This is a genomic window from Streptomyces sp. NPDC056161 (assembly GCF_042268025.1).
Lineage (GTDB): Bacteria > Actinomycetota > Actinomycetes > Streptomycetales > Streptomycetaceae > Streptomyces.
In genome coordinates this window covers 26,095-49,849 of the sequence record NZ_JBHJUV010000062.1, presented here as the reverse complement: position 1 = coordinate 49,849, position 23,755 = coordinate 26,095, and the positions used below count along the sequence as shown (strand labels likewise).

General features: G+C 72.1%; 20 protein-coding genes. 18 read left to right on the top strand and 2 right to left on the bottom strand.

Annotated elements, in window-relative coordinates; translation table 11 throughout:
• Nucleotides 1-61 precede the first annotated feature (61 nt).
• Entirely contained in the window at nucleotides 62-565 is a 504-nt protein-coding gene (gene bldD, locus ACFC09_RS38580) for a transcriptional regulator BldD (RefSeq protein WP_376536443.1), read from the bottom strand.
• Between the two features lie 253 nt (nucleotides 566-818).
• On the opposite strand from bldD, the gene pyrR reads away from it, so the two are divergent.
• The 14 genes from pyrR (at nucleotide 819) to ACFC09_RS38510 (ending at nucleotide 17,760) form a co-directional block, all read left to right on the top strand.
• Nucleotides 819-1,388, top strand: a complete 570-nt coding sequence (pyrR, locus tag ACFC09_RS38575) for a bifunctional pyr operon transcriptional regulator/uracil phosphoribosyltransferase PyrR (protein ID WP_376536441.1) — start codon at nucleotides 819-821, stop codon at nucleotides 1,386-1,388.
• 105 nt (nucleotides 1,389-1,493) lie between these two features.
• Entirely contained in the window at nucleotides 1,494-2,558 is a 1,065-nt protein-coding gene (locus ACFC09_RS38570; protein ID WP_376536439.1) for an aspartate carbamoyltransferase catalytic subunit, read from the top strand.
• 5 nt (nucleotides 2,559-2,563) lie between these two features.
• Nucleotides 2,564-3,853 (top strand): dihydroorotase, encoded by a 1,290-nt coding sequence (locus ACFC09_RS38565; protein WP_376536437.1) that lies wholly within the window; start codon nucleotides 2,564-2,566, stop codon nucleotides 3,851-3,853.
• Nucleotides 3,850-4,443, top strand: a complete 594-nt coding sequence (locus ACFC09_RS38560) for a hypothetical protein (RefSeq protein ID WP_376536435.1) — start codon at nucleotides 3,850-3,852, stop codon at nucleotides 4,441-4,443. The genes ACFC09_RS38565 and ACFC09_RS38560 overlap by 4 nt, the downstream gene beginning before the upstream one ends.
• On the top strand, nucleotides 4,440-5,597 hold the full coding sequence (gene carA / locus ACFC09_RS38555; protein WP_376536433.1) for a glutamine-hydrolyzing carbamoyl-phosphate synthase small subunit: 1,158 nt from the start codon (nucleotides 4,440-4,442) through the stop codon (nucleotides 5,595-5,597). Before ACFC09_RS38560 ends, carA begins: the two co-directional genes overlap by 4 nt.
• Nucleotides 5,590-8,907: a carbamoyl-phosphate synthase large subunit gene (carB, locus tag ACFC09_RS38550; protein ID WP_376536431.1), complete on the top strand. Its 3,318-nt coding sequence runs from the start codon at nucleotides 5,590-5,592 to the stop codon at nucleotides 8,905-8,907. Before carA ends, carB begins: the two co-directional genes overlap by 8 nt.
• A 66-nt stretch (nucleotides 8,908-8,973) precedes the next feature.
• Entirely contained in the window at nucleotides 8,974-10,089 is a 1,116-nt protein-coding gene (locus ACFC09_RS38545; RefSeq protein WP_376536429.1) for a quinone-dependent dihydroorotate dehydrogenase, read from the top strand.
• Complete coding sequence (gene pyrF / locus ACFC09_RS38540) at nucleotides 10,086-10,973, top strand: orotidine-5'-phosphate decarboxylase (protein WP_376536427.1); 888 nt, start codon at nucleotides 10,086-10,088, stop codon at nucleotides 10,971-10,973. Before ACFC09_RS38545 ends, pyrF begins: the two co-directional genes overlap by 4 nt.
• A gap of 301 nt (nucleotides 10,974-11,274) precedes the next feature.
• Nucleotides 11,275-11,598, top strand: coding sequence for an integration host factor (locus ACFC09_RS38535; protein WP_030810589.1), 324 nt, complete (start codon nucleotides 11,275-11,277; stop codon nucleotides 11,596-11,598).
• Nucleotides 11,599-11,657: 59 nt separating this feature from the next.
• The gene (gmk, locus tag ACFC09_RS38530) at nucleotides 11,658-12,215 is read left to right on the top strand and encodes a guanylate kinase (RefSeq protein ID WP_376536424.1); all 558 of its coding nucleotides are present in this window, start codon (nucleotides 11,658-11,660) and stop codon (nucleotides 12,213-12,215) included.
• A 38-nt stretch (nucleotides 12,216-12,253) separates the two neighbouring features.
• Nucleotides 12,254-12,526: a DNA-directed RNA polymerase subunit omega gene (gene rpoZ, locus ACFC09_RS38525; protein ID WP_005319902.1), complete on the top strand. Its 273-nt coding sequence runs from the start codon at nucleotides 12,254-12,256 to the stop codon at nucleotides 12,524-12,526.
• A gap of 188 nt (nucleotides 12,527-12,714) precedes the next feature.
• Nucleotides 12,715-13,917: a bifunctional phosphopantothenoylcysteine decarboxylase/phosphopantothenate--cysteine ligase CoaBC gene (coaBC, locus tag ACFC09_RS38520; protein WP_376536422.1), complete on the top strand. Its 1,203-nt coding sequence runs from the start codon at nucleotides 12,715-12,717 to the stop codon at nucleotides 13,915-13,917.
• 240 nt (nucleotides 13,918-14,157) lie between these two features.
• Nucleotides 14,158-15,381 (top strand): methionine adenosyltransferase, encoded by a 1,224-nt coding sequence (metK, locus tag ACFC09_RS38515; protein WP_376536420.1) that lies wholly within the window; start codon nucleotides 14,158-14,160, stop codon nucleotides 15,379-15,381.
• A gap of 231 nt (nucleotides 15,382-15,612) precedes the next feature.
• Entirely contained in the window at nucleotides 15,613-17,760 is a 2,148-nt protein-coding gene (locus tag ACFC09_RS38510; RefSeq protein ID WP_376536418.1) for a primosomal protein N', read from the top strand.
• 305 nt (nucleotides 17,761-18,065) lie between these two features.
• Here the strand turns inward: ACFC09_RS38510 and ACFC09_RS38505 are convergent, their stop codons facing one another.
• On the bottom strand, nucleotides 18,066-18,608 hold the full coding sequence (locus ACFC09_RS38505) for a hypothetical protein (RefSeq protein ID WP_376536416.1): 543 nt from the start codon (nucleotides 18,606-18,608) through the stop codon (nucleotides 18,066-18,068).
• Nucleotides 18,609-19,088: 480 nt separating this feature from the next.
• Between ACFC09_RS38505 and fmt the strand changes: the two genes are divergently transcribed.
• The 4 genes from fmt to ACFC09_RS38485 all read left to right on the top strand — a co-directional run bounded on the left by fmt (nucleotide 19,089) and on the right by ACFC09_RS38485 (nucleotide 23,696).
• Complete coding sequence (gene fmt, locus ACFC09_RS38500) at nucleotides 19,089-20,021, top strand: methionyl-tRNA formyltransferase (protein ID WP_376536414.1); 933 nt, start codon at nucleotides 19,089-19,091, stop codon at nucleotides 20,019-20,021.
• 78 nt (nucleotides 20,022-20,099) lie between these two features.
• On the top strand, nucleotides 20,100-21,518 hold the full coding sequence (locus ACFC09_RS38495) for an RsmB/NOP family class I SAM-dependent RNA methyltransferase (protein ID WP_376536412.1): 1,419 nt from the start codon (nucleotides 20,100-20,102) through the stop codon (nucleotides 21,516-21,518).
• 375 nt (nucleotides 21,519-21,893) lie between these two features.
• Entirely contained in the window at nucleotides 21,894-22,580 is a 687-nt protein-coding gene (gene rpe / locus ACFC09_RS38490; protein WP_376536410.1) for a ribulose-phosphate 3-epimerase, read from the top strand.
• Between the two features lie 78 nt (nucleotides 22,581-22,658).
• A complete protein-coding gene (locus tag ACFC09_RS38485) occupies nucleotides 22,659-23,696 on the top strand; it encodes a sugar-binding transcriptional regulator (protein ID WP_376536408.1) in 1,038 nt (345 codons plus the stop codon).
• Nucleotides 23,697-23,755: the final 59 nt, after the last annotated feature.

The window sequence follows — 23,755 nt, the reverse complement described above, 5'->3', positions numbered from 1 at the left end:
GGCCGGAACCGTGAAGTTCCGGCCACCCCGGCGGCACGTTTCTGCTGAGACGTCGGGCGACTCAGGCTTCTTCGTGGGTGGCCACGGCGCGGCGCGCGTCCGCGTCCAGGACGCCCCAGCTGATCAGCTGCTCGGTGAGGACCGAGGGCGACTGGTCGTAGATGACGGCGAGTGTGCGCAGATCGTCCTGGCGGATCGACAGCACCTTGCCGTTGTAGTCGCCGCGCTGCGACTGGATCGTCGCCGCGTAGCGCTGTAGCGGACCTGCCTTCTCGACCGGCACCGTGGCCAGTCGCTCCAGGTCCAGGACCAGCTTCGGCGGCGGCTCGGCGGCGCCGCCCGGGGTGGTGCCGGGCAGCAGTTCCTGCACCGGAACGCCGTAGAAGTCCGCCAGCTCCGCCAGGCGCTGCACGGTCACGGCACGGTCGCCGCGCTCGTACGAACCGACCACGACGGCCTTCCAGCGGCCCTGGGACTTCTCCTCGACACCGTGGAGGGAAAGGCCCTGCTGGGTGCGGATGGCCCGGAGCTTGGCCCCGAGCTGTTTGGCGTATTCGCTGGACATATAGCTCCCCGGACACTGTGTCGACGCGGCCGGCTGCGATTCCCGCCGCGCGGCTGGTAACTCACTGTGAGGTTACGCAGCGTGACACTTCTGCGTCAAGCCGAATGGTCCACACCGACTCATCCGTGGTAGACGCGACGCATTGGGCCAACCGGGTGATCGGAGGGGTCCAAACCACCTGCTACGGTGGATGGCGCAATTCCGGCGTCCTTTAAGGTCCGTCCCGTGAGGCGGAGAAGGAGGTCCGTTTCATATGGACACGCAAGCGTCCGATGCCCGGCCCGTGCTCGAAGGGCCCGACATCGCGCGGGTGTTGACCCGCATCGCCCACGAGATCGTCGAGCGCGCCAAGGGCGCCGACGACGTGGTGCTCCTCGGCATTCCGACCCGGGGCGTCTTCCTCGCCCAGCGGCTCGCCGCCAAACTGGAGCAGATCACCGACCGCCCGATGCCCACCGGGTCGCTCGACATCACCATGTACCGCGACGACCTGCGCATGCAGCCACCGCGCGCGCTGGCCCGCACGGACATCCCCGGCCAGGGTGTGGACGGCCGTCTCGTCGTCCTCGTCGACGACGTGCTGTTCTCCGGCCGCACCATCCGGGCCGCCCTCGACGCCCTGAACGACATCGGGCGCCCCCGCGCGGTCCAGCTCGCGGTCCTCGTCGACCGCGGCCACCGCGAGCTGCCCATCCGCGCCGACTACGTCGGCAAGAACCTCCCCACCTCGTTGCGGGAGACGGTCAAGGTCCAGCTCGCCGAGGAGGACGGCCGCGACACCGTCCTGCTCGGCGTCAAGCAGGCCACCCCGGGCGATCGTTAGCGCGCCGGCGCGCGGCCCGTGCCGTGCGCCGCGTCGCCATGCCCATGCCTGCCCATGCCTGCCCGGATTCTCCCGATACCTGAACTGCCTTACGGAGCCTGACAGATGCAGCGTCATCTCATCTCGGCCGCCGATCTCACCCGCGACGACGCCATCCTGATCCTCGACACCGCCGAGGAGATGGCCCGGGTCGCCGACCGGCCGATCAAGAAGCTGCCGACCCTGCGCGGACGCACGGTCGTCAACCTCTTCTTCGAGGACTCCACCCGCACCCGGATCTCCTTCGAGGCCGCCGAGAAGCGGTTGTCCGCCGATGTCATCAACTTCACCGCCAAGGGGTCGAGCGTCTCCAAGGGCGAGTCCCTGAAGGACACCGCCCAGACCCTGGAGGCGATGGGCGTCGACGCCGTCGTCATCCGGCACGGCGCCTCCGGCGCGCCCTACCGGCTCGCCAACTCCGGCTGGATCGACGCCGCCGTGATCAACGCCGGTGACGGCACCCACCAGCACCCCACCCAGGCGCTGCTCGACGCGTTCACCATGCGCCGCCGCCTGACCGGCCGGGACACCGGCCTCGGCCGCGACCTGGCCGGCCGGCACATCACGCTGGTCGGCGACGTCCTGCACAGCCGGGTCGCCCGCTCCAACGTCGACCTGCTGCACACCCTGGGCGCGGAAGTCACCCTGGTCGCCCCGCCGACCCTGCTGCCGGTCGGCGTCGGGGCATGGCCCTGCGAGGTGTCGTACGACCTCGACGCGACGCTGCCCAAGTCCGACGCCGTGATGATGCTGCGGGTGCAGCGGGAGCGGATGAACGCCGCCTTCTTCCCGACCGAGCGCGAGTACGCGCGGCGCTACGGCCTCGACGCCGACCGCATGGCGCGGATGCCGGAGCACGCCATCGTCATGCACCCCGGCCCGATGGTCCGCGGCATGGAGATCACCGCCGAGGTCGCCGACTCCGACCGCTGCACCGCCGTCGAGCAGGTCGCCAACGGGGTGTCGATCCGGATGGCCGTGCTGTACCTGCTGCTCGGCGGCAACGAGCCCGCCGTCACCCGGCACCACCCGTCCGACGAGCGCTCCGCGCACTCCCCTGCCGGACCCGCCGCCCACCACCCGTCCGACGTGCGCTCCGCACACCCGCCCACCGCGGCCGAGGAGAAGTGAGAACGATGAGCAAGATCCTGATCCGGGGGGCCGACGTGCTCGGCGGCGGACCGCGCGACGTCCTGATCGACGGCGGGACCGTCGCCGCCGTGGGCGCCGGGCTGGACGCCGACGGCGCCGACGAGGTCGTGGAGGCCGCCGGGAAAGTCCTGCTCCCGGGCCTGGTCGACCTGCACACCCATCTGCGGGAACCCGGCCGCGAGGACTCCGAGACCGTGCTGACCGGCACCCGCGCCGCCGCGTCCGGCGGCTACACTGCCGTGTTCGCCATGGCCAACACCTTCCCGGTCGCCGACACCGCGGGCGTCGTCGAGCAGGTCTACCGGCTCGGCCGGGAGCACGGCTACTGCGACGTGCAGCCGATCGGCGCCGTCACCGTCGGCCTGGAGGGCAGGCAGCTCGCCGAACTGGGCGCCATGCACGAGTCCGCCGCGGGCGTCACCGTCTTCTCCGACGACGGCAAGTGCGTCGACGACGCCGTGATCATGCGGCGCGCGCTGGAGTACGTGAAGGCGTTCGGCGGGGTCGTCGCGCAGCACGCGCAGGAGCCGCGGCTGACCGAGGGCGCCCAGATGAACGAGGGCGTCGTCTCCGCCGAGCTGGGCCTGGGCGGCTGGCCCGCGGTCGCCGAGGAGTCGGTCATCGCCCGGGACGTCCTGCTCGCCGAGCACGTCGGCTCCCGCGTCCACATCTGCCACCTGTCGACCGCCGGTTCCGTGGAGATCGTCCGCTGGGCCAAGTCCCGCGGCATCGCCGTCACCGCCGAGGTCACCCCGCACCACCTGCTGCTCACCGACGAACTGGTGCGTTCGTACGACCCGGTCTACAAGGTGAACCCGCCGCTGCGCACCGAGCGCGACGTGCTCGCCCTGCGCCAGGCGCTCGCCGACGGGACGATCGACATCGTCGCCACCGACCACGCCCCGCACCCGCACGAGGACAAGGACTGCGAGTGGGCCGCGGCCGCCATGGGCATGGTCGGCCTGGAGACCGCGTTGTCCGTGGTCCAGGAGACGATGGTGGAGACCGGCCTGCTGGACTGGGCGGGCGTCGCCGACCGCATGTCGTTCGCCCCGGCCCGGATCGGCCGGTCCGACGGCCACGGCCGTCCCGTCTCGGCAGGCGAGCCCGCCAACCTCACCCTCGTCGACACGGCATACCGTGGCCGGGTGGACCCCGCGGGATTCGCCTCGCGCAGCCGCAACACCCCGTACGAGGGGCGCGAGCTGCCGGGCCGTGTCACCCACACGTGGCTGCGGGGCAAGGCCACGCTCGTCGACGGGAAGCTCACGTGACACCTGCAACACTGCTCGCAGCCACCATCGCGCCCGCGCTCGCCACCGAGAAGAAGTCGGCCCAGGTCACCGACTGGGCCGGCCGGATCGGCTGGCTCGTCGGACTCGCCCTCTTCGTGGCGCTCGTGTACTGGCTGATGCGCGAGGGCTGGAAGTGGCGCGGCACGCTCCAGAGCGACCTGCCTCAGCTGCCGACCGCGCCGGAGAACCCCGGCCCGGCCGCACTGGCGCTGACCGGCCGCTACCACGGCTCCACCACCGCCGGGCAGTGGCTGGACCGCATCGTGGCCCGCGGCCTCGGCACCCGCAGCCGGGCCGAGCTGACCCTGACGGACGCGGGCCTGGACGTCGTACGTCCCGGAGCCGCCGACTTCTTCGTCCCCACCGCGGCGCTGCGTGCGGCGCGGCTCGACAAGGGCATCGCGGGCAAGGTCCTCACCGAGGGCGGCCTGCTCGTCGTTACCTGGGCACACGGCGACCGGTTGATCGACTCCGGTTTCCGCTCCGACCACGCCGCCGAACACGGTGAGTGGGTCGACGCCATCAATTCCATGATCAAGACACCCAGCAGGGAAGGCGCCGAACGATGACGACCTCCACACAGGGGAACACCTCACAGCGGAAAAAGGTGCTTCCCGCGGTTCTCGTCCTGGAGGACGGCCGGATCTTCCGCGGCCGCGCCTACGGGGCCGTGGGGGAGAGCTTCGGCGAGGCCGTGTTCTCCACCGGCATGACCGGCTACCAGGAGACCCTCACCGACCCGTCGTACGACCGCCAGATCGTCGTCGCGACCGCCCCGCAGATCGGCAACACCGGCTGGAACGACGAGGACGACGAGTCGGGCCGCATCTGGGTCGCCGGCTACGTCGTGCGCGACCCCGCGCGCGTGCCGTCCAACTGGCGTGCCACGCGCTCCCTGGACGACGAACTCGTCCGCCAGGGCGTCGTCGGCATCTCCGGCGTCGACACCCGCGCCCTCACCCGCCATCTGCGCGAACGCGGCTCCATGCGGGCCGGAGTCTTCTCCGGCGACTCGATCGCCCCCGAGGCGGACCTCCTCGCGCGCGTGCAGGCCCAGCCGCACATGAAGGGCGCGAGCCTCTACGAGGAGGTCGCGACCCCGGAGGCGTACGTCGTCCCGGCGATCGGCGAGAAACGGTTCACCGTCGCCGCCGTCGACCTCGGGATCAAGGGCATGACGCCGCACCGGATGGCCGAACGGGGCATCGAGGTGCACGTCCTGCCCGCGACCGCGACCCCCGAGGACGTGTACGCCGTCGCGCCGGACGGCGTCTTCTTCTCCAACGGCCCCGGTGACCCGGCGACGGCCGACGGCCCGGTCGCCCTCATGACCGCCGTTCTTGAACGGCGCACACCGCTGTTCGGCATCTGCTTCGGCAACCAGATCCTGGGCCGCGCCCTCGGCTTCGGCACCTACAAGCTCAAGTACGGCCACCGCGGCATCAACCAGCCGGTGCAGGACCGTACGACCGGGAAGGTCGAGGTCACCGCGCACAACCACGGGTTCGCCGTGGACGCGCCGCTCGACCGGGTCAGCGACACGCCGTTCGGCCGCGCCGAGGTCTCGCACGTCTGCCTCAACGACGATGTCGTGGAGGGGCTGCACCTGCTCGACCAGCCGGGATTCTCCGTCCAGTACCACCCCGAAGCGGCAGCGGGCCCGCACGATGCCGCCTACCTGTTCGACCGCTTCGTCTCCCTGATGGAGGGCCAGCGTGCCTAAGCGCACCGATATCCAGTCCGTCCTGGTCATCGGCTCCGGCCCGATCGTCATCGGCCAGGCCGCGGAGTTCGACTACTCCGGTACCCAGGCGTGCCGCGTCCTCAAGGCCGAGGGGCTGCGCGTCGTCCTCGTCAACTCCAACCCGGCGACGATCATGACCGACCCGGAGATCGCCGACGCCACCTACGTCGAGCCGATCACCCCGGAGTTCGTCGAGAAGATCATCGCCAAGGAGCGGCCGGACGCCCTGCTGCCCACCCTGGGCGGCCAGACGGCCCTCAACACGGCGATCTCACTGGACGAGAGCGGAGTCCTGGAGAAGTACGGCGTCGAGCTGATCGGCGCCAACGTGGCGGCCATCCACAAGGGCGAGGACCGCGACCTGTTCAAGGCGGTCGTGGCGGAGGTCCGGCGCAAGACCGGGCACGGCGAGTCCGCCCGCTCCGTGATCTGCCACTCCATGGACGAGGTGCTCGCGGGCGTCGAGACGCTCGGCGGCTACCCGGTCGTCGTCCGTCCGTCCTTCACCATGGGCGGCGCGGGCTCCGGCTTCGCCCACGACGAGGACGAACTGCGCCGCATCGCCGGCCAGGGCCTGACGCTCTCCCCGACCACCGAGGTGCTCCTGGAGGAGTCGATCCTCGGCTGGAAGGAGTACGAGCTGGAGCTGATGCGCGACAAGCACGACAACGTCGTGGTCGTCTGCTCCATCGAGAACTTCGACCCCATGGGCGTGCACACCGGCGACTCGATCACCGTCGCCCCGGCGATGACGCTGACCGACCGCGAGTACCAGATCCTGCGGGACATCGGCATCGCCGTGATCCGCGAGGTCGGCGTGGACACCGGCGGCTGCAACATCCAGTTCGCGGTGAACCCCGAGGACGGCCGGGTGATCGTCATCGAGATGAACCCGCGCGTGTCCCGGTCCTCGGCCCTCGCGTCCAAGGCGACCGGATTCCCGATCGCGAAGATTGCCGCGAAGCTCGCCGTCGGCTACACCCTCGACGAGATTCCCAACGACATCACGCGTGAGACGCCGGCGTCCTTCGAGCCGACCCTCGACTATGTCGTCGTCAAGGCCCCTCGATTCGCGTTCGAGAAGTTCCCGAGCGCCGACTCCACGCTGACCACGACCATGAAGTCGGTCGGCGAGGCCATGGCCATCGGCCGCAACTTCACCGAGGCGTTCCAGAAGGCGCTGCGCTCGCTGGAGAAGAAGGACAGCCAGTTCACCTTCGTCGGCGAGCCGGGCTCCGACGGCGACAAGGACGCGCTGCTGCGCGAGTCGGCCCGGCCCACCGACGGCCGGATCAACACCGTGATGCAGGCCATCCGCGCGGGCGCCACGCCCGAGGAGGTCTTCGAGCACACCAGGATCGACCCGTGGTTCGTCGACCAGCTGTTCCTGATCAAGGAGATCGCGGACGAGCTGGCCGCCGCCCCCGAGCTGACCGGTGACCTGCTGGCCGAGGCCAAGCGGCACGGCTTCTCCGACCAGCAGATCGCCGGGATCCGCGGGCTGCGCGAGGACGTCGTGCGCGAGGTGCGGCACGCCCTCGGCATCCGCCCGGTGTACAAGACCGTCGACACCTGCGCCGCCGAGTTCGCCGCGCGGACGCCGTACTTCTACTCCTCCTACGACGAGGAGACCGAGGTCGCTCCGCGCGAGAAGGCCGCGGTGATCATCCTGGGCTCCGGCCCCAACCGGATCGGCCAGGGCATCGAGTTCGACTACTCCTGCGTGCACGCGTCCTTCGCGCTGTCCGACGCCGGGTACGAGACCGTGATGGTCAACTGCAACCCGGAGACCGTCTCCACCGACTACGACACCTCCGACCGCCTCTACTTCGAGCCGCTGACCCTGGAGGACGTGCTGGAGATCGTCCACGCGGAGCAGCAGGCAGGACCGGTCGCGGGCGTCATCGTGCAGCTCGGCGGCCAGACGCCGCTGGGCCTCGCCCAGGCCCTGAAGGACAACGGCGTGCCGATCGTGGGCACTCCGCCCGAGGCGATCCACGCCGCGGAGGACCGCGGCGCCTTCGGCCGCGTCCTCGCCGAGGCCGGCCTGCCGGCCCCGAAGCACGGCACGGCGACCACCTTCGCCGAGGCCAAGGCCATCGCCGACGAGATCGGCTACCCGGTCCTGGTGCGGCCCTCCTACGTCCTCGGCGGACGCGGCATGGAGATCGTCTACGACGAGACGCGCCTCGCCTCCTACATCGCCGAGTCCACCGAGATCAGCCCCTCCCGGCCGGTGCTCGTCGACCGGTTCCTCGACGACGCCATCGAGATCGACGTGGACGCGCTCTACGACGGCGAGGAGCTGTACCTCGGCGGCGTCATGGAGCACATCGAGGAGGCCGGCATCCACTCCGGCGACTCGGCGTGCGCGCTGCCCCCGATCACGCTCGGCGGCTTCGACATCAAGCGCCTGCGCGCCTCGACCGAGGCCATCGCGCGGGGCGTCGGCGTGCGCGGCCTGATCAACATCCAGTTCGCGCTGGCGGGCGACATCCTGTACGTCCTTGAGGCCAACCCGCGCGCCTCCCGCACGGTCCCCTTCACCTCGAAGGCGACCGCCGTGCCGCTGGCCAAGGCCGCCGCCCGGATCTCCCTCGGCGCGAGGGTCGCCGACCTGCGCGCCGAGGGGCTGCTCCCGGCCCGCGGCGACGGCGGCGAGATGCCGCTGGACGCGCCGATCTCCGTCAAGGAGGCCGTCATGCCCTGGTCGCGCTTCAGGGACGTCCGCGGCCGGGGCGTGGACACCGTGCTCGGCCCGGAGATGCGCTCCACCGGCGAGGTCATGGGCATCGACTCCGTCTTCGGCACGGCGTACGCCAAGTCCCAGGCGGGCGCGTACGGGCCGCTGCCGACGAAGGGCCGCGCCTTCATCTCGGTCGCCAACCGCGACAAGCGCTCCATGATCTTCCCGGCGCGGGAACTGGTCGCCCACGGCTTCGAACTGCTCGCCACCTCCGGCACCGCCGAGGTCCTCAGGCGCAACGGCATCAACGCCACGGTCGTGCGCAAGCAGTCCGAGGGCACCGGCCCGAACGGCGAGAAGACCATCGTCCAGCTCGTGCACGACGGCGAGGTCGACCTCATCGTCAACACCCCGTACGGCACCGGCGGCCGTCTCGACGGCTACGAGATCCGTACGGCCGCGGTGGCCCGCTCGGTGCCCTGCCTGACCACGGTGCAGGCGCTCGCCGCGGCGGTCCAGGGCATCGACGCGCTCACCCACGGCGACGTGGGCGTCCGCTCGCTCCAGGAACACGCGCGGCACCTGACCGCGGCCCGCGACTAGCGGCCCCCAGGGGGACACCGGAAACGGTGTCCCCCTCTTCGTCGGGCTCACCCAGAGGACACTGACATGTACAAACTTTTCTTCCGCCTGGTCTTCTCGCGGATGGACCCGGAACAGGCGCACCGGCTCGCCTTCCGCTGGATCCGCCGCGCCGCCCGCATCCCGGTGCTGCGCACCTTCCTCGCCGCCGCCCTCGCACCCCGCCACAAGGAGCTGCGCACCGAGGCGTTCGGGCTGCGCATGCACGGCCCCTTCGGGCTCGCCGCCGGCTTCGACAAGAACGCCGTCGGTGTCGACGGCATGGCGATGCTGGGCTTCGACCACGTCGAGATCGGCACGGTGACCGGCGAGGCGCAGCCCGGCAACCCGAAGAAGCGGCTGTTCCGGCTGGTCCCCGACCGGGCGCTGATCAACCGCATGGGCTTCAACAACGAGGGCTCGCTCGCCGTCGCCGCCCGGCTCGCCGCACGCGAGCCCGTCTTCCGCACCGTGGTGGGCGTCAACATCGGCAAGACCAAGACCGTTCCCGAGGGGGACGCGGTCGCCGACTACGTGAAGTCGGCCGAACGACTCGCCCCGTACGCCGACTACCTGGTCGTGAACGTGTCGTCGCCCAACACACCGGGGCTGCGCGACCTACAGGCCACCGCGGCGCTGCGCCCCCTGCTGACCGCGGTCCGCGCCGCCGCCGACCGCGCCCTGCCCGGCCGCCGCGTGCCGCTCCTGGTGAAGATCGCGCCCGACCTCGCCGACGAGGACGTCGACGCCGTCGCCGACCTCGCCGTGGAGCTGGGCCTGGACGGCATCATCGCCACCAACACCACCATCGCGCGCGACGGCCTCGGCCTGGTCTCCGCCCCCGCGACCGTCGGGGAGAGGGGCGGACTCTCCGGCGCGCCCCTGAAAACGCGCTCCCTGGAGGTGCTGCGGCGCCTCTACGCGCGCGTGGGCGACCGGATCACCCTGGTGGGCGTGGGCGGCATCGAGGACGCCGAGGACGCCTGGCAGCGCATCCTGGCGGGCGCCACCCTGGTCCAGGGCTACAGCGCCTTCATCTACGAGGGCCCCTTCTGGGCCCGCGCGATCCACAAGGGCCTCGCCGCCCGCTTGGGCACCAGCCCGTACGCCACCCTCGCCGACGCGGTCGGCGCCGATGTGAAGAAGGCAGGCAGGACCGTATGAGCGCCCCCCGCACTTCATCCGGGCCCGCCGGGTCCGAGCGTTCCTCCGCGGAACCCTTCGGGGCCCGCCTGCGCCGCGCCATGGACGAGCGGGGCCCGCTGTGCGTGGGCATCGACCCGCACGCCTCCCTGCTGGCCGAGTGGGGCCTGAACGACGACGTCGCCGGCCTGGAGCGGTTCAGCCGCACGGTCGTCGAGGCGGTGGCCGGCCGGGTGGCCGTCCTCAAGCCGCAGAGCGCGTTCTTCGAGCGCTTCGGCTCGCGCGGGATCGCCGTCCTGGAGAAGTCGGTCCAGGAGGCGCGCGCGGCCGGTGCCCTGGTCGTCATGGACGCCAAGCGCGGCGACATCGGCTCGACCATGGCCGGCTACGCCGAGGCGTTCCTGCACCCGGACGCCCCGCTGTTCTCGGACGCCCTGACCGTCTCGCCCTACCTCGGCTACGGCTCGCTCGGCCCCGCCCTGGCCCTGGCGCGGGAGAGCGGCACGGGCGTCTTCGTGCTGGCGCTGACCTCCAATCCGGAGGGCGGCGAGGTGCAGCACGCGGTGCGTCCCGACGGCCGGACCGTCGGTGCGACGATGCTGGCGCACCTGGCGGCGGAGAACGCCGGCCGGACGCCTCTGGGCTCGTTCGGCGCGGTCGTGGGCGCCACGCTCGGCGACCTGTCGGCATACGACCTCGACATCAACGGTCCGCTCCTCGCGCCCGGCATCGGAGCCCAGGGGGCGACCCCGGCCGACCTTCCCGGACTTTTCGGGAAAGCCGTGCGCAATGTGGTCCCGCACGTCAGCCGGAGTGTTCTGCGTCACGGTCCCGAGCCCAGGGCGCTGCGGGCCGCCGCGGAACGTTTCGCGGAGGAGATCCGGGCCTGCGTGACGGCCGGCTGAGTCCTCCGAGGGGTGTCCGGACGGCGGCGCGGCGACGCCTTGAGTCTGGATACATTCTCAAATCCGGGGCAGTATGTCTGAAATGTCCGACCTGATGGAGGCTGACCAGGACTTTTCCGCTGTTCTCGCTGACTCTGGCGGACTTGCCCGCTAGTCTCCGAGCAGTGGGGGCACCTCCCACGCCCTTCAAGGCAGTGGGGGAGAGCGGGCCAGCGTGTTGCTCGTGGCTCCCCAGGTGTGGGGCGACTAGGTTCCTCACCGGTCCGTATCCGAATAGTTCGACATCCGAGGTGACGTAGGCGTGGCTCTTCCGCCCCTTACCCCTGAACAGCGCGCAGCCGCGCTCGAAAAGGCCGCCGCGGCTCGCCGGGAGCGGGCCGAGGTCAAGAATCGACTCAAGCACTCCGGCGCCTCGCTTCACGAGGTCATCAAGCAGGGCCAGGAGAACGAGGTCATCGGCAAGATGAAGGTCTCCGCCCTGCTTGAGTCCCTGCCGGGCGTGGGCAAGGTCCGCGCCAAGCAGATCATGGAGCGTCTCGGCATCTCCGAGAGCCGCCGTGTACGTGGCCTCGGCTCCAACCAGATCGCCTCCTTGGAGCGCGAGTTCGGCAGCACCGGTTCCTGAGCCCGGGTACTCCGGGAAGGGAGTCCCGGGCACTCCGGGATTGCTGGAATAATTGCTGCATGAGTGAACGTCCGCGGCTGACCGTGCTCTCCGGCCCCTCCGGGGTCGGCAAGAGCACGGTCGTCGCCCATATGCGCAAGGAACACCCCGAGGTCTGGCTCTCGGTGTCGGCGACCACCCGCAGGCCCCGCCCCGGCGAGCGGCATGGCGTCCACTACTTCTTCGTCACCGACGAGGAGATGGACAAGCTGATCGCCAACGGCGAGCTGCTGGAGTGGGCCGAATTCGCCGGCAACCGCTACGGCACGCCGCGTACGGCCGTGCTGGACCGCCTGGAGGCGGGCGAGCCCGTCCTCCTGGAGATCGACCTCCAGGGCGCCCGGCAGGTCCGTGAGTCCATGCCGGAGGCCCAACTGGTGTTCCTGGCTCCGCCCACCTGGGAGGAGCTGGTGCGCAGGCTCACCGGCCGTGGCACCGAGCCTCCCGAGGTGATCGAGTGCCGTCTGGAGGCGGCCAGGACCGAGCTGGCCGCCGAGCCGGAGTTCGACCTGACCTTGGTCAACACCTCCGTCGAGGATGTGTCGGGCGAGCTGCTAGCCTTGATGGACGTTGTGTGATTGTGTCTGATCTTTTCCCATCTTTCGGAAGGTAGAGCGTGTCCTCTTCCATCACCGCGCCCGAGGGCATCATCAACCCGCCGATCGACGAGCTGCTTGAGGCCACCGACTCGAAGTACAGTCTCGTGATCTACGCGGCCAAGCGTGCCCGTCAGATCAACGCGTACTACTCGCAGCTCGGCGAGGGCCTGCTTGAGTACGTCGGTCCGCTCGTCGACACCCACGTCCACGAGAAGCCGCTCTCGATCGCCCTGCGCGAGATCAACGCGGGTCTGCTGACCTCCGAGGCCATCGAAGGTCCCGCGCAGTAACGACGCGCGGCAGCACCTGATCCGCGCGGTAGTACATCGCGGTCATACATTCGGACTGCGGTCGACTTGTCCACAGGCCCGTCAGCACGAGCTGTCGGGCCTGTGGTGTGCTCGGGGGAGCGGGGCGGGCGCCGCGCCGTGGTGCAGCATGGGCATGGAGTACGGGTTTCCGAGTCCGGGGAGAGACGGTGGACAAGCCGAAGGTCGTTCTGGGGGTCAGCGGGGGCATCGCCGCCTACAAGGCATGTGAGCTGCTGCGCAGATTCACCGAGTCGGGGCACGACGTGCGTGTCGTCCCCACCGCCGCCGCGCTGCACTTCGTCGGCGCCGCCACCTGGTCCGCGCTGTCCGGCAACCCCGTCTCCACCGAGGTCTGGGACGACGCCCACGAGGTCCCGCACGTCCGGATCGGCCAGCACGCCGACCTCGTCGTCGTGGCCCCCGCCACCGCCGACACGCTCGCCAGGGCCGCCCACGGCCTTGCCGACGATCTGCTGACCAACACGCTCCTGACGGCGCGCTGTCCGGTCGTCTTCGCCCCGGCCATGCACACCGAGATGTGGGAGCACCCGGCCACCCAGGAGAACGTGGCGACGCTGCGCCGCCGGGGCGCCGTCGTCATCGAGCCCGCGGTGGGGCGGCTGACCGGCGTCGACACCGGCAAGGGCCGGCTGCCCGACCCCGATGAGATCTTCGAGGTCTGCCGGCGCGTGCTGGCCCGCGGGGTCACCGAGCCCGACCTGAAGGGGCGGCACGTCGTCGTTTCCGCCGGCGGCACCCGCGAGCCGCTCGACCCGGTCCGCTTCCTCGGCAACCGCTCCTCGGGCAAGCAGGGCTACGCCCTCGCGCGCACGGCCGCCGCGCGGGGCGCCCGGGTGACCCTGGTCGCCGCGAACACCGGACTGCCCGACCCGGCCGGCGTGGACGTCGTCCCGGTCGGCACGGCGGTCCAACTGCGCGAGGCGGTGCTCAAGGCCGCCGCCGACGCCGACGCGGTGGTGATGGCCGCCGCCGTGGCCGACTTCCGTCCGGCCGCCTACGCGACCGGGAAGATCAAGAAGAAGGACGGCCAGGAGCCCGAGCCCGTCGCGTTGGTACGGAATCCGGACATTCTCGCGGAGATCTCGGCCGACCGGGCGCGGCCCGGACAGGTGATCGTCGGCTTCGCCGCCGAGACCGACGACGTCCTCGCCAACGGCCGGGCGAAGCTGACACGCAAGGGGTGCGACTTCCTCGTGGTGAACGAGGTGGGGGAGGGGAAGACGTTCGGTTCCGAGGACAACGAGGCCGTGGTATTGGGCGCCGACGGCAGCGAGACCCCGGTGCCGCACGGCCCCAAGGAGGCTCTCGCCGAGATCGTCTGGGATCTGGTACGGGACCGTTTGGGCTGATTTGTTTCAGCCGTTCGACAGTTTCCCTCAGCACGACATTCTCCCGGGGGGCCTCTGGCCAATGCGGCACGGCATTGGGCAGAATGCCCGTGCCGCAGGTCACAGCGTTCCCAACCGGCGAGACTGCTGGGCCCGCGGCGAAGTGCGACCGATAAACTGTGTTGCGGATGTCGCCGGGCGCAGCTCCCCGTGCCGTCCGCCAATGATCAGCCAGCAGCCGCTGCAACCCCAGGGAGCGTTGTGTCCCGTCGCCTGTTCACCTCGGAGTCCGTGACCGAGGGTCACCCCGACAAGATCGCTGACCAGATCAGCGACACCATTCTCGACGCGCTTCTGCGTGAGGACCCGACCTCCCGGGTCGCCGTGGAGACGCTGATCACGACCGGCCTGGTGCATGTGGCCGGCGAGGTCACGACCAAGGCGTACGCGGACATCGCGACCCTGGTCCGGGGCACCATCCTCGGAATCGGCTACGACTCCTCGAAAAAGGGCTTCGACGGCGCCTCCTGCGGCGTGTCGGTGTCGATCGGCGCGCAATCCCCGGACATCGCCCAAGGCGTGGACACGGCGTACGAGTCACGGGTCGACAGCGGCGCGGCGGCCGGCGACAAGGACGATCTGGACAAGCAGGGCGCGGGCGACCAGGGTCTGATGTTCGGGTACGCGACGGACGAGACGCCGACGCTGATGCCGCTGCCGATCTTCCTGGCCCACCGGCTGTCCAACCGGCTGTCCGAGGTCCGCAAGAACGGCACCATCCCCTACCTCCGCCCGGACGGCAAGACGCAGGTCACCATCGAGTACGACGGCGACAAGGCGGTCCGTCTCGACACCGTGGTCGTCTCCAGCCAGCACGCCTCGGACATCGACCTGGAGTCCCTGCTGGCGCCCGACATCCGGGAATTCGTCGTCGAGCCGGAGCTGAAGGCGCTGCTCGACGAGGGCATCAAGCTGGAGACCGAGGGCTACCGCCTGCTGGTCAACCCCACCGGCCGGTTCGAGATCGGCGGCCCGATGGGTGACGCCGGTCTCACCGGCCGCAAGATCATCATCGACACCTACGGCGGCATGGCCCGCCACGGCGGCGGTGCCTTCTCCGGCAAGGACCCGTCCAAGGTGGACCGCTCGGCTGCCTACGCGATGCGCTGGGTCGCCAAGAACGTGGTCGCGGCGGGCCTCGCCTCGCGCTGCGAGGTCCAGGTCGCGTACGCCATCGGCAAGGCCGAGCCGGTCGGCCTGTTCGTGGAGACCTTCGGCACCCACAAGGTCGAGCCCGAGCGGATCGAGAAGGCGATCGACGAGGTCTTCGACCTCCGCCCGGCCGCCATCATCCGCGACCTCGACCTGCTCCGCCCGATCTACGCCCAGACCGCGGCCTACGGCCACTTCGGCCGCGAACTGCCGGACTTCACCTGGGAGCGCAGGGACCGCGTGGACGCCCTGCGTGCGGCCGTGGGCCTGTAGCTTCGGCGTACGACCGCCGCCGGGGCCCGGTCTCCTTCGGGGAGCCGGGCCCCGGCACGTCTTCGGTCACCCGACCGGCCCGAACCGGATGCGGCGGCGAGCGCGGCCGACCTCCACGATCGTGACCGTCGACTCCCGCCCCTGTCGGACCGGACCAGGGCGACATCGGACCGGACCAGGGCGACGGCCGGGCGGCGGCGGTTGTCGGTGGCGTTTGGTAAGAATGCAAGCGTGAGCAGCGAGAACGACGGTCGTGACGGTGGTGCTGAGGGTGCGCCGCCCAAGCAGCTCGCGCTCATTCGGGAGAGTGTGCGCGGTGCCAGGGCACCGCGGGCCAAGCCGCGGACCTGGCGGGGGGCCGCGCTGGCGAAGGAACTGCCGGTCGCCCGGGTGCTGGTCGACAAGGGTGTGCTCCATCTCGACCGCTACTTCGACTACGCCGTGCCCGAGGAACTGGACGAGCAGGCTCAGCCCGGGGTGCGGGTGCGGGTGCGGTTCGGGGCCGGACGGCACCGGGTGCGGGAAGGGCGCCGGGAGGGCGGTGGCCTCATCGGCGGGTTCCTCGTCGAGCGGCTGGCCGAGTCCGACTACTCCGGGCCGCTGGCCGCGCTGGCCCAGGTGGTGTCACCGGAACCGGTGCTGAGCGAGGAACTGCTGGGGCTCGCGCGAGCCGTCGCCGACCGCTACGCGGGGAGCCTCGCCGATGTGCTCCAACTGGCCGTGCCGCCGCGCAGCGCGCGCGCCGAGCGGCGGCCGTCGCCCGCGCCGTCGCCGCCGCCGGCGCCCCCCGAGCCCGGGTCCTGGGCGCGGTACGAACGAGGGGCGGCCTTCATCGAATCGCTGGCCTCGGGAGGCGTGCCGCGCGCGGTGTGGAACGCGCTGCCCGGCCCCCGGTGGAACGAGGAGCTGGCCCGCGCCGTGGCCGCCACGCTCGCCTCGGGGCGCGGTGCGCTCGTCGTCGTACCGGACGGCCGCGCCGCCGCCCGGGTCGATGCCGCGCTCACCGAGCTGCTCGGCCCGGGGCGGCATGCCCTGCTCACCGCCGACGCCGGGCCGGAGAAGCGCTACGGGCAGTGGCTGGCCGTGCGCCGGGGCGCCGTACGGGCCGTCGTCGGGACGCGGGCCGCCATGTTCGCGCCCGTGTGGAATCTGGGACTCGTCGCCATCTGGGACGACGGGGACGACAACCACAGCGAGCAGCACGCCCCGCTGCCGCACGCCCGGGATGTGCTCCTGCTGCGCGCCACCCTGGACAAGTGCGCCTTCCTGCTGGGCAGCCGGAGCTGCACCGTGGAGGCCGCGCAGCTGGTGGAGACCGGCTGGGCGCGGCCCCTGGTCGCGAGCAGGGAGCGGGTGCGGCGGTCCGCACCGCTGGTGCGGACGGTGGGCGACGGCGACCTGGCACGGGACGAGGCCGCCCGCGCGGCCAGGCTGCCGACGCTGGCCTGGCAGGTGGTCCGGGACGGGCTGCGGCACGGGCCGGTGCTCGTGCAGGTGCCCCGCCGCGGATACGTGCCGCGCCTGGCCTGCGCGACCTGCCGAGCGCCTGCCCGCTGCCGGCACTGCTTCGGGCCGTTGGAGGCCCACGACGCGGGAGCGCTGCGCTGCGGCTGGTGCGGTCGTGAGGAGAGCGCGTGGCACTGCCCGGAGTGCGGGTCGCTGCGGCTGCGCGCACAGGTCGTGGGGGCGCGGCGGACCGCTGAGGAACTGGGGCGGGCCTTCCCCGCGGTACCGGTGCGGACCTCGGGGCGCGAACAGGTGCTGGACACGGTGCCGGAGACGCCCGCGCTGGTCGTGAGCACCCCGGGAGCCGAGCCGGTCGCCGAGGGCGGCTACGCGGCGGCGCTGCTCCTCGACGGCTGGGCCATGCTGGGCCGCCCCGACCTGCGGGCCGGTGAGGACGCGCTGCGCCGATGGCTCGGGGCCGCCGCGCTGGTCCGTTCGCAGGGCGAGGGCGGGACGGTGGTGGTCGTCGCCGAGCCGACGCTGCGGCCCGTGCAGGCACTGGTGCGGTGGGACCCGGTCGGGCACGCCGTGCGTGAGCTGGCCGAGCGGGCGGAGCTGGGGTTCCCCCCGGTGTCCCGGATGGCGGCCGTGTCGGGGTCGGTACAGGCCGTCGCCGGTTTTCTCGCGGAGGTCGAGCTTCCGCCGGATGCCGAGGTGTTGGGGCCGGTGCCACTGCCGGTCACGCCGCCCGGGAGGCCGCGGCGGGCCGGGGGGCCGCCGCCGGGCGAGCAGTGGGAGCGTGCGCTGGTGCGGGTGCCGCCGGGCAGCGGGGCCGCACTCGCGACCGCGTTGAAGGCTGCGCAGGCCGCACGGATGGTGCGGGGCGGCGAGGAGGCGGTGCGTGTCCGGATCGATCCGCCGGACATCGGGTGACGGGGCCTCGCCGGTGCCCAGCCCCCTGCCCGTGCTCCTGCCGCTGCTCCTCCTTGCGCCTCCGCCTCTGCCTGTCCGGCGCCTGTCTGGCTGGGCGCGCCGGGAGCCGGGTGATCGGGCCTCCGGTTGCCGGTCCGTGGCGGGGCGCGCGGTGATCGGGCCGTAGGCGCGGCCCCAGGCGTTCGTCAGGGGTCGACGCCCGTGGTTTCGTACGGTCGTTGACGGAGCCGAGGTGTGGGGGCGCGCCATGGCCCTCAGGGGCAGCCGCCCTCCCGGACGTGCCGGGAGGGCGGGGCAGGAGCGGGTCAGCCGTTGCGAGGGGCCGGGAAGGCCGTCGGACGGACTTCGTCCCGGAGCGTGGGGCTGCCCGCCGTCGGCTGGGTCGGCATCGAACGGGCCGCGGGGACCGTCGGAACCGTGGGAAGTCCGGTGTTCACGTTCATCGTGCGGGTGCCCGACGGCTCCGGCGTGCGCTCGGCCTCCGCGGCGGCCTGGGCCGCGGCGCGGCGGGCGCCGTAACGACGGTGCACCGCCTGCTTGGTGACGCCGAGGGCCGAGCCCACCGCGTCCCACGAGAAGCCGAGCGAGCGGTCGAAATCCACGGCGGCCGTGACCAGGGTCTCGACACTGTCCCGGAGTTCCTGGGCGAGACGGACGGTCGGGGCGGGGGCGCGTCCGTAGACTACGAAGCCCGTGGAGGGGCCGGAGCGGCGCGGGCGGTAGACGTTGCCCAGTTGGGCGGTGAGCGTACGCAGTGCGTCCACCTGCCGGCGGACCCGCTCGATGTCCCGCACCAGCAAGTGCAGGCTGGCCCGGGCCTGGGCGTCGTGGGTTGCGTGGTCGGCCATGAACAAGCCTCTCGAACCGGCGTTGAAAGGAATCGGGCCGCGTCGGCGGCCCGTTGTGGTCAACTCTTTCTTGACCAACGCGTGTGCGCTCCGCTGGTCACGCGGTGGGGGCGTACGGGCATATGCGTACGCCCATCTCCTGCTCGCGCACCACCCGTGTCCCGCCGGGTGGCCCGGTCGCCGGCGGGCAGTGGCTGGCGGCTGGCGGTTCGCAGATGGCGACTGGCAGGTGGCAGGTGGCAGGTGGCAGGTGGCAGGTGGCCGACGGGCGGCGGGTGGAGGGCGGCAGGTCGCGGAGCCGGACGAGCCTTCGGAGGGCGGGCGCACAGCGGAGTGGGACGAGGAGTGGGACGAACCGTGGGATGACCGCCGTCCGCACCTCCTCCCTTCCCTTCCCGAGTGGGCGGGCCCTCGTCGTACACCTCGTCATAGACTGGTGCGCTGCCCGTCCGACCCCGCCCGAGAGGCCCCCACCCGCCCATGAAGCTCGTCTTCGCCGGTACCCCCGAAGTCGCCGTTCCCGCCCTGGACGCCCTCATCGCCTCCGGGCGGCACGAGGTGGCCGCCGTCGTCACGCGGCCCGACGCGCCGGCCGGCCGCGGGCGCCGGCTGGTCGCGTCTCCCGTGGCCGAGCGGGCGGAGGAGGCCGGGATCGAGGTGCTGAAGCCGTTGAAGCCGCGGGACCCCGAGTTCCTTGAGCGGCTCGGGGAGATCGCCCCCGACTGTTGTCCCGTCGTCGCCTACGGGGCGCTGCTGCCGCGCGTGGCCCTCGACGTCCCCGCCCACGGCTGGGTCAACCTGCACTTCTCGCTGCTGCCCGCGTGGCGCGGCGCCGCGCCCGTGCAGCACGCCCTCATGGCGGGGGACGAGATCACGGGCGCCTCGACCTTCCTGATCGAGGAGGGGCTGGACTCGGGCCCCGTGTACGGGACGGTCACCGAGGAGGTCCGGCCCACCGACACCAGCGGCGACCTGCTCACCAGGCTCGCCCTCGCCGGGGCCGGGCTGCTCGTCGCGACCATGGACGGCATCGCGGACGGCACGCTGAAGGCCGTACCGCAGCCGGTGGACGGCGTCACCGTCGCGCCGAAGATCACCGTCGAGGACGCCCGTCTGGACTGGGCCGCCCCGGCGCTGCGGGTCGACCGGGTGGTGCGCGGCTGCACCCCGGCCCCGGGCGCCTGGACCACTTTCCGCGGGGAGCGGCTCAAGGTCATCCAGGTCACCCCCGCGCCCGAACGCACCGACCTCGCCCCGGGGCAGCCGTCGGTCGGGAAGAACAGCGTGCACGTGGGCACCGGCTCGCACGCCGTCGAACTGCTCTGGGTGCAGGCCCAGGGCAAGAAGCCGATGCGGGCGGCGGACTGGGCGCGCGGTGTGCGGGTCGCGGACGGTGAGACCCTGGGCGGCTGAGTCCCGCCCGGCGCCGGGGACGGCGGCATTCCGACGTAGGCTGGGAAAGCAGCCCTTCCAGCACCGGAGCACCTTTTCGTGAGCGAGCAGTCCCGTCGTCCCCGCAAGCCCGCCAAGCCCTACCGCCGCCCGCACAGGGACCCCGTGCGCATCCTCGCCTTCGACGCCCTGCGGGCCGTGGACGAGCGGGACGCGTACGCCAACCTCGTACTGCCGCCGCTGTTGCGCAAGGCGCGGGAGAAGGGCGACTTCGACGGCCGGGACGCCGCCCTCGCCACCGAACTGGTCTACGGGACGCTGCGCCGCCAGGGCACCTACGACGCGATCATCGCCTCCTGTGTCGACCGGCCGCTGCGCGAGGTCGACCCGCCGGTGCTGGACGTGCTCAGCCTCGGCGTGCACCAACTGCTCGGTACGCGGATCCCGACGCACGCCGCGGTGTCCGCCTCCGTCGAACTGGGCCGGGCGGTGCTCGGCGACGGCCGGGCCAAGTTCGTCAACGCCGTGCTGCGGAAGGTGGCGCAGGACGATCTCGACGGCTGGCTGGCCAAGGTCGCGCCGTCCTACGACGAGGACCCCGAGGACCATCTCGCCGTGGTGCACTCGCACCCCCGCTGGGTCGTCTCCGCGCTGTGGGACTCGCTCGGCGGCGGCCGGGCCGGGATCGAGGACCTGCTGGCGGCGGACAACGAGCGCCCGGAGGTGACCCTCGTCGCCCGGCCGGGCCGCTCCGGCCGCGAGGAACTGCTCCGTGAGGACGCCGCCGTGCCGGGCCGCTGGTCGCCGTATGCGGTACGGCTCACCGAGGGCGGGGAACCGGGCGCCATCGCCGCCGTGCGGGAGGGCCGGGCCGGCGTGCAGGACGAGGGCAGCCAACTGGTCGCCCTCGCCCTCGCGAGCGCGCCGCTGGACGGGCCGGACGAGAAGTGGCTCGACGGGTGCGCGGGACCCGGCGGCAAGGCCGCGCTGCTCGGGGCGCTGGCCGCCGAGCGCGGAGCCGTCCTGCTGGCCGCCGAGAAGCAGCCGCACCGCGCCGGTCTGGTGGCCAACGCACTGGACGGCAACCCGGGGCCCTGGCAGGTCGTCACCGCGGACGGGACCCGGCCGCCGTGGCGGCCCGGCACCTTCGACCGGGTCCTGGTGGACGTGCCGTGCACCGGGCTCGGCGCGCTGCGCAGACGGCCCGAGGCCCGCTGGCGGCGACGGCCGGAGGACCTGGAGAACTTCGCACCGCTGCAACGCGCCCTGCTGCGCACCGCGCTCGATTCGGTGCGGGTGGGCGGCGTCGTCGGCTACGCGACCTGCTCGCCGCACCTCGCCGAGACCCGGGCGGTCGTCGACGATGTGCTCAAACAGCGCTCGCACAGCGAACTCGTCGACGCCCGTCCGCTGCTGTCCCAGGTTCCCGCGCTCGGCGACGGCCCCGACATCCAGCTGTGGCCGCACCTGCACGGCACCGACGCCATGTACCTGGCGCTGATCCGCCGGACCGGCTGACCGGGCCGCCGGGTTCCTGGTCCGCCGGTCTCCTGGTCCGCCGGTTCGCCGTCCGGCTGCTGGTCGGCCGGTCCGAACGCGGCGGCGGACGGCCCCCACGGGAGGCACTGCCACCGCTTCACCGCAATCGGATCCACCGCAATCGGATCCACGGCAATCGGATCCACCGCAATCGGATCCGGGCGAACCGCGTCGAGTGGGCCGGACCGGGCGGAGGCCGATCGAAGACACTGGGTCGGAGCCCCGGACCGGGTCCGGGGCTCCGACCGGGGGCTACCGGGGCTACCGAGGGCTCCGCGGCACGGCCGCCGCCGTACCGGCCGCCCTTCGTGCCCGGGGCGAGGGACCCGGCCCGGACGTGGCAGGCTTGGGGGCATGGCCGTGCAGATCAACCCCAGCATCCTGTCCGCCGACTTCGCCCGCCTCGCGGACGAGGCGAAGGCGGTCGAGGGAGCCGACTGGCTCCACGTCGACGTCATGGACAACCACTTCGTCCCGAACCTGACGCTCGGCGTACCGGTCGTGGAGTCCCTGGCCCGAGCCACGGACACACCGCTGGACTGCCACCTGATGATCGAGGACGCCGACCGCTGGGCACCGCAGTACGTCGAGGCGGGCGCCTCCTCGGTCACCTTCCACGTCGAGGCGGCCGGCGCACCCGTCAGGCTCGCCCGTGAGATCCGCGCCAAGGGCGCCCGCGCCTCCATGGCGCTCAAGCCCGCGACGCCCGTCGAACCGTACGAGGACCTGCTCCCGGAACTCGACATGCTGCTGATCATGACGGTTGAGCCCGGCTTCGGCGGGCAGGCGTTCCTCGACATCATGCTCCCGAAGATCCGCCGTACCCGGGAGTTGATCGCCAAGCACGGCCTCGAACTGTGGCTCCAGGTGGACGGGGGCGTGTCGGCGGCCACGATCGAGCGATGCGCGGACGCGGGAGCGGACGTCTTCGTCGCCGGTTCGGCGGTCTACGGCGCAAACGACCCGGCAGCGGCGGTACGTGCACTGCGCAACCAGGCGGAGGCGGCCACCGCGAAGGCGTCCTGGGCATGCGACCAGTGAGCCACAGCTACGTGAACGGCGGCCATCAGGGCTGATCAACCGCGCCGGATCTGCAAGGATGAACGGCGAATCGAGAATGTGAACAGCAGTGAGGAGATCGCCGTGTCGGGTATGTCGGCGGGCCGCACGCGGATGGGACCCGCTGAGCTGGTGCAGGCGGCGGCCATGGCCCGCCGCTTCTACCTTGAGGGCAAGTCCAAGATCCAGATCGCGGAGGAGTTCGGCGTCAGCCGCTTCAAGGTGGCCAGGGTCCTGGAGACCGCCCTCGAACGGGATCTCGTACGCATCGAGATCCGTGTGCCGGCCGAACTGGACGCCGAGCGCTCCGACGCGCTCCGCGCCCGTTACGGGCTCAGGCACGCCGTCGTGGTCGAGTCCCCGGCCGAGGCGGAGGAGACCCCGGATCCGGAGAACCTCGGCGAGGTCGCGGCCGACCTGCTCGGTGAGCTGGTCAACGAGGGAGACGTGCTGGGCCTGGCCTGGGGCCGGTCCACCATTCACATGGCCGCCGCCCTCGACCGGTTGCCGCCGTGCACGGTGGTGCAGCTGACCGGCGTGTACGACGCCGGGACCGCCGAGCGCGGCTCGGTCGAGGCCGTCCGCCGCGCCGCCCAGGTGTCCGGCGGCGACGCGCATCCCATCTACGCGCCGATGCTGCTGCCGGACGCGGCCACCGCGGCGGCGCTGCGCAACCAGACCGGGATCGCCCGTGCCTTCGAGTACTTCGACAAGGTCACGGTCGCCTGTGTCTCGATCGGCTCCTGGGAGCCGGGCATCTCGGCGGTGTACGACATGCTCAGCGACGAGGAGCGCGGCCACTACGACTCGCTCGGGGTGGCCGCCGAGATGTCCGCGCACCTCTTCGACTCGGAAGGCCGCCGGATCGGCCGGGACCTGGGGGAGCGGTGCATCACGGTCAAGGCCGATCAGCTGCGGCGGGTCCCGGAGGTCGTCGCGATCGCCGGCGGGCAGCGCAAGGCGGCCGCGATCGACGCCGTGCTGCGCTCGGGTCTCGTCACCAGCCTGGTGACGGACACCTCGGCCGCGGACTACCTGATGACCGCCGGCCCGGCGCCGCGGCCCGCCCTGAACCGGTCGGACCCCGACGGACCCTGACCGGCCGGGCGGCGGACCCACGCGGGGACGGCCGTGCCAGCATGGACACATGCCGGCAC

Excerpts from the sequence above, each read along its gene's own strand:
- pyrR (WP_376536441.1), top strand. The coding sequence starts at position 819 with ATGGACACGCAAGCGTCCGATGCCCGGCCCGTGCTCGAAGGGCCCGAC.
- gmk (WP_376536424.1), top strand. The coding sequence starts at position 11,658 with ATGAGTGAACGTCCGCGGCTGACCGTGCTCTCCGGCCCCTCCGGGGTC.
- bldD (WP_376536443.1), bottom strand. The coding sequence starts at position 565 with ATGTCCAGCGAATACGCCAAACAGCTCGGGGCCAAGCTCCGGGCCATC.
- pyrF (WP_376536427.1), top strand. The coding sequence starts at position 10,086 with ATGAGCGCCCCCCGCACTTCATCCGGGCCCGCCGGGTCCGAGCGTTCC.
- fmt (WP_376536414.1), top strand. The coding sequence starts at position 19,089 with ATGAAGCTCGTCTTCGCCGGTACCCCCGAAGTCGCCGTTCCCGCCCTG.
- ACFC09_RS38545 (WP_376536429.1), top strand. The coding sequence starts at position 8,974 with ATGTACAAACTTTTCTTCCGCCTGGTCTTCTCGCGGATGGACCCGGAA.
- carA (WP_376536433.1), top strand. The coding sequence starts at position 4,440 with ATGACGACCTCCACACAGGGGAACACCTCACAGCGGAAAAAGGTGCTT.
- ACFC09_RS38570 (WP_376536439.1), top strand. The coding sequence starts at position 1,494 with ATGCAGCGTCATCTCATCTCGGCCGCCGATCTCACCCGCGACGACGCC.
- rpe (WP_376536410.1), top strand. The coding sequence starts at position 21,894 with ATGGCCGTGCAGATCAACCCCAGCATCCTGTCCGCCGACTTCGCCCGC.
- ACFC09_RS38505 (WP_376536416.1), bottom strand. The coding sequence starts at position 18,608 with ATGGCCGACCACGCAACCCACGACGCCCAGGCCCGGGCCAGCCTGCAC.
- ACFC09_RS38565 (WP_376536437.1), top strand. The coding sequence starts at position 2,564 with ATGAGCAAGATCCTGATCCGGGGGGCCGACGTGCTCGGCGGCGGACCG.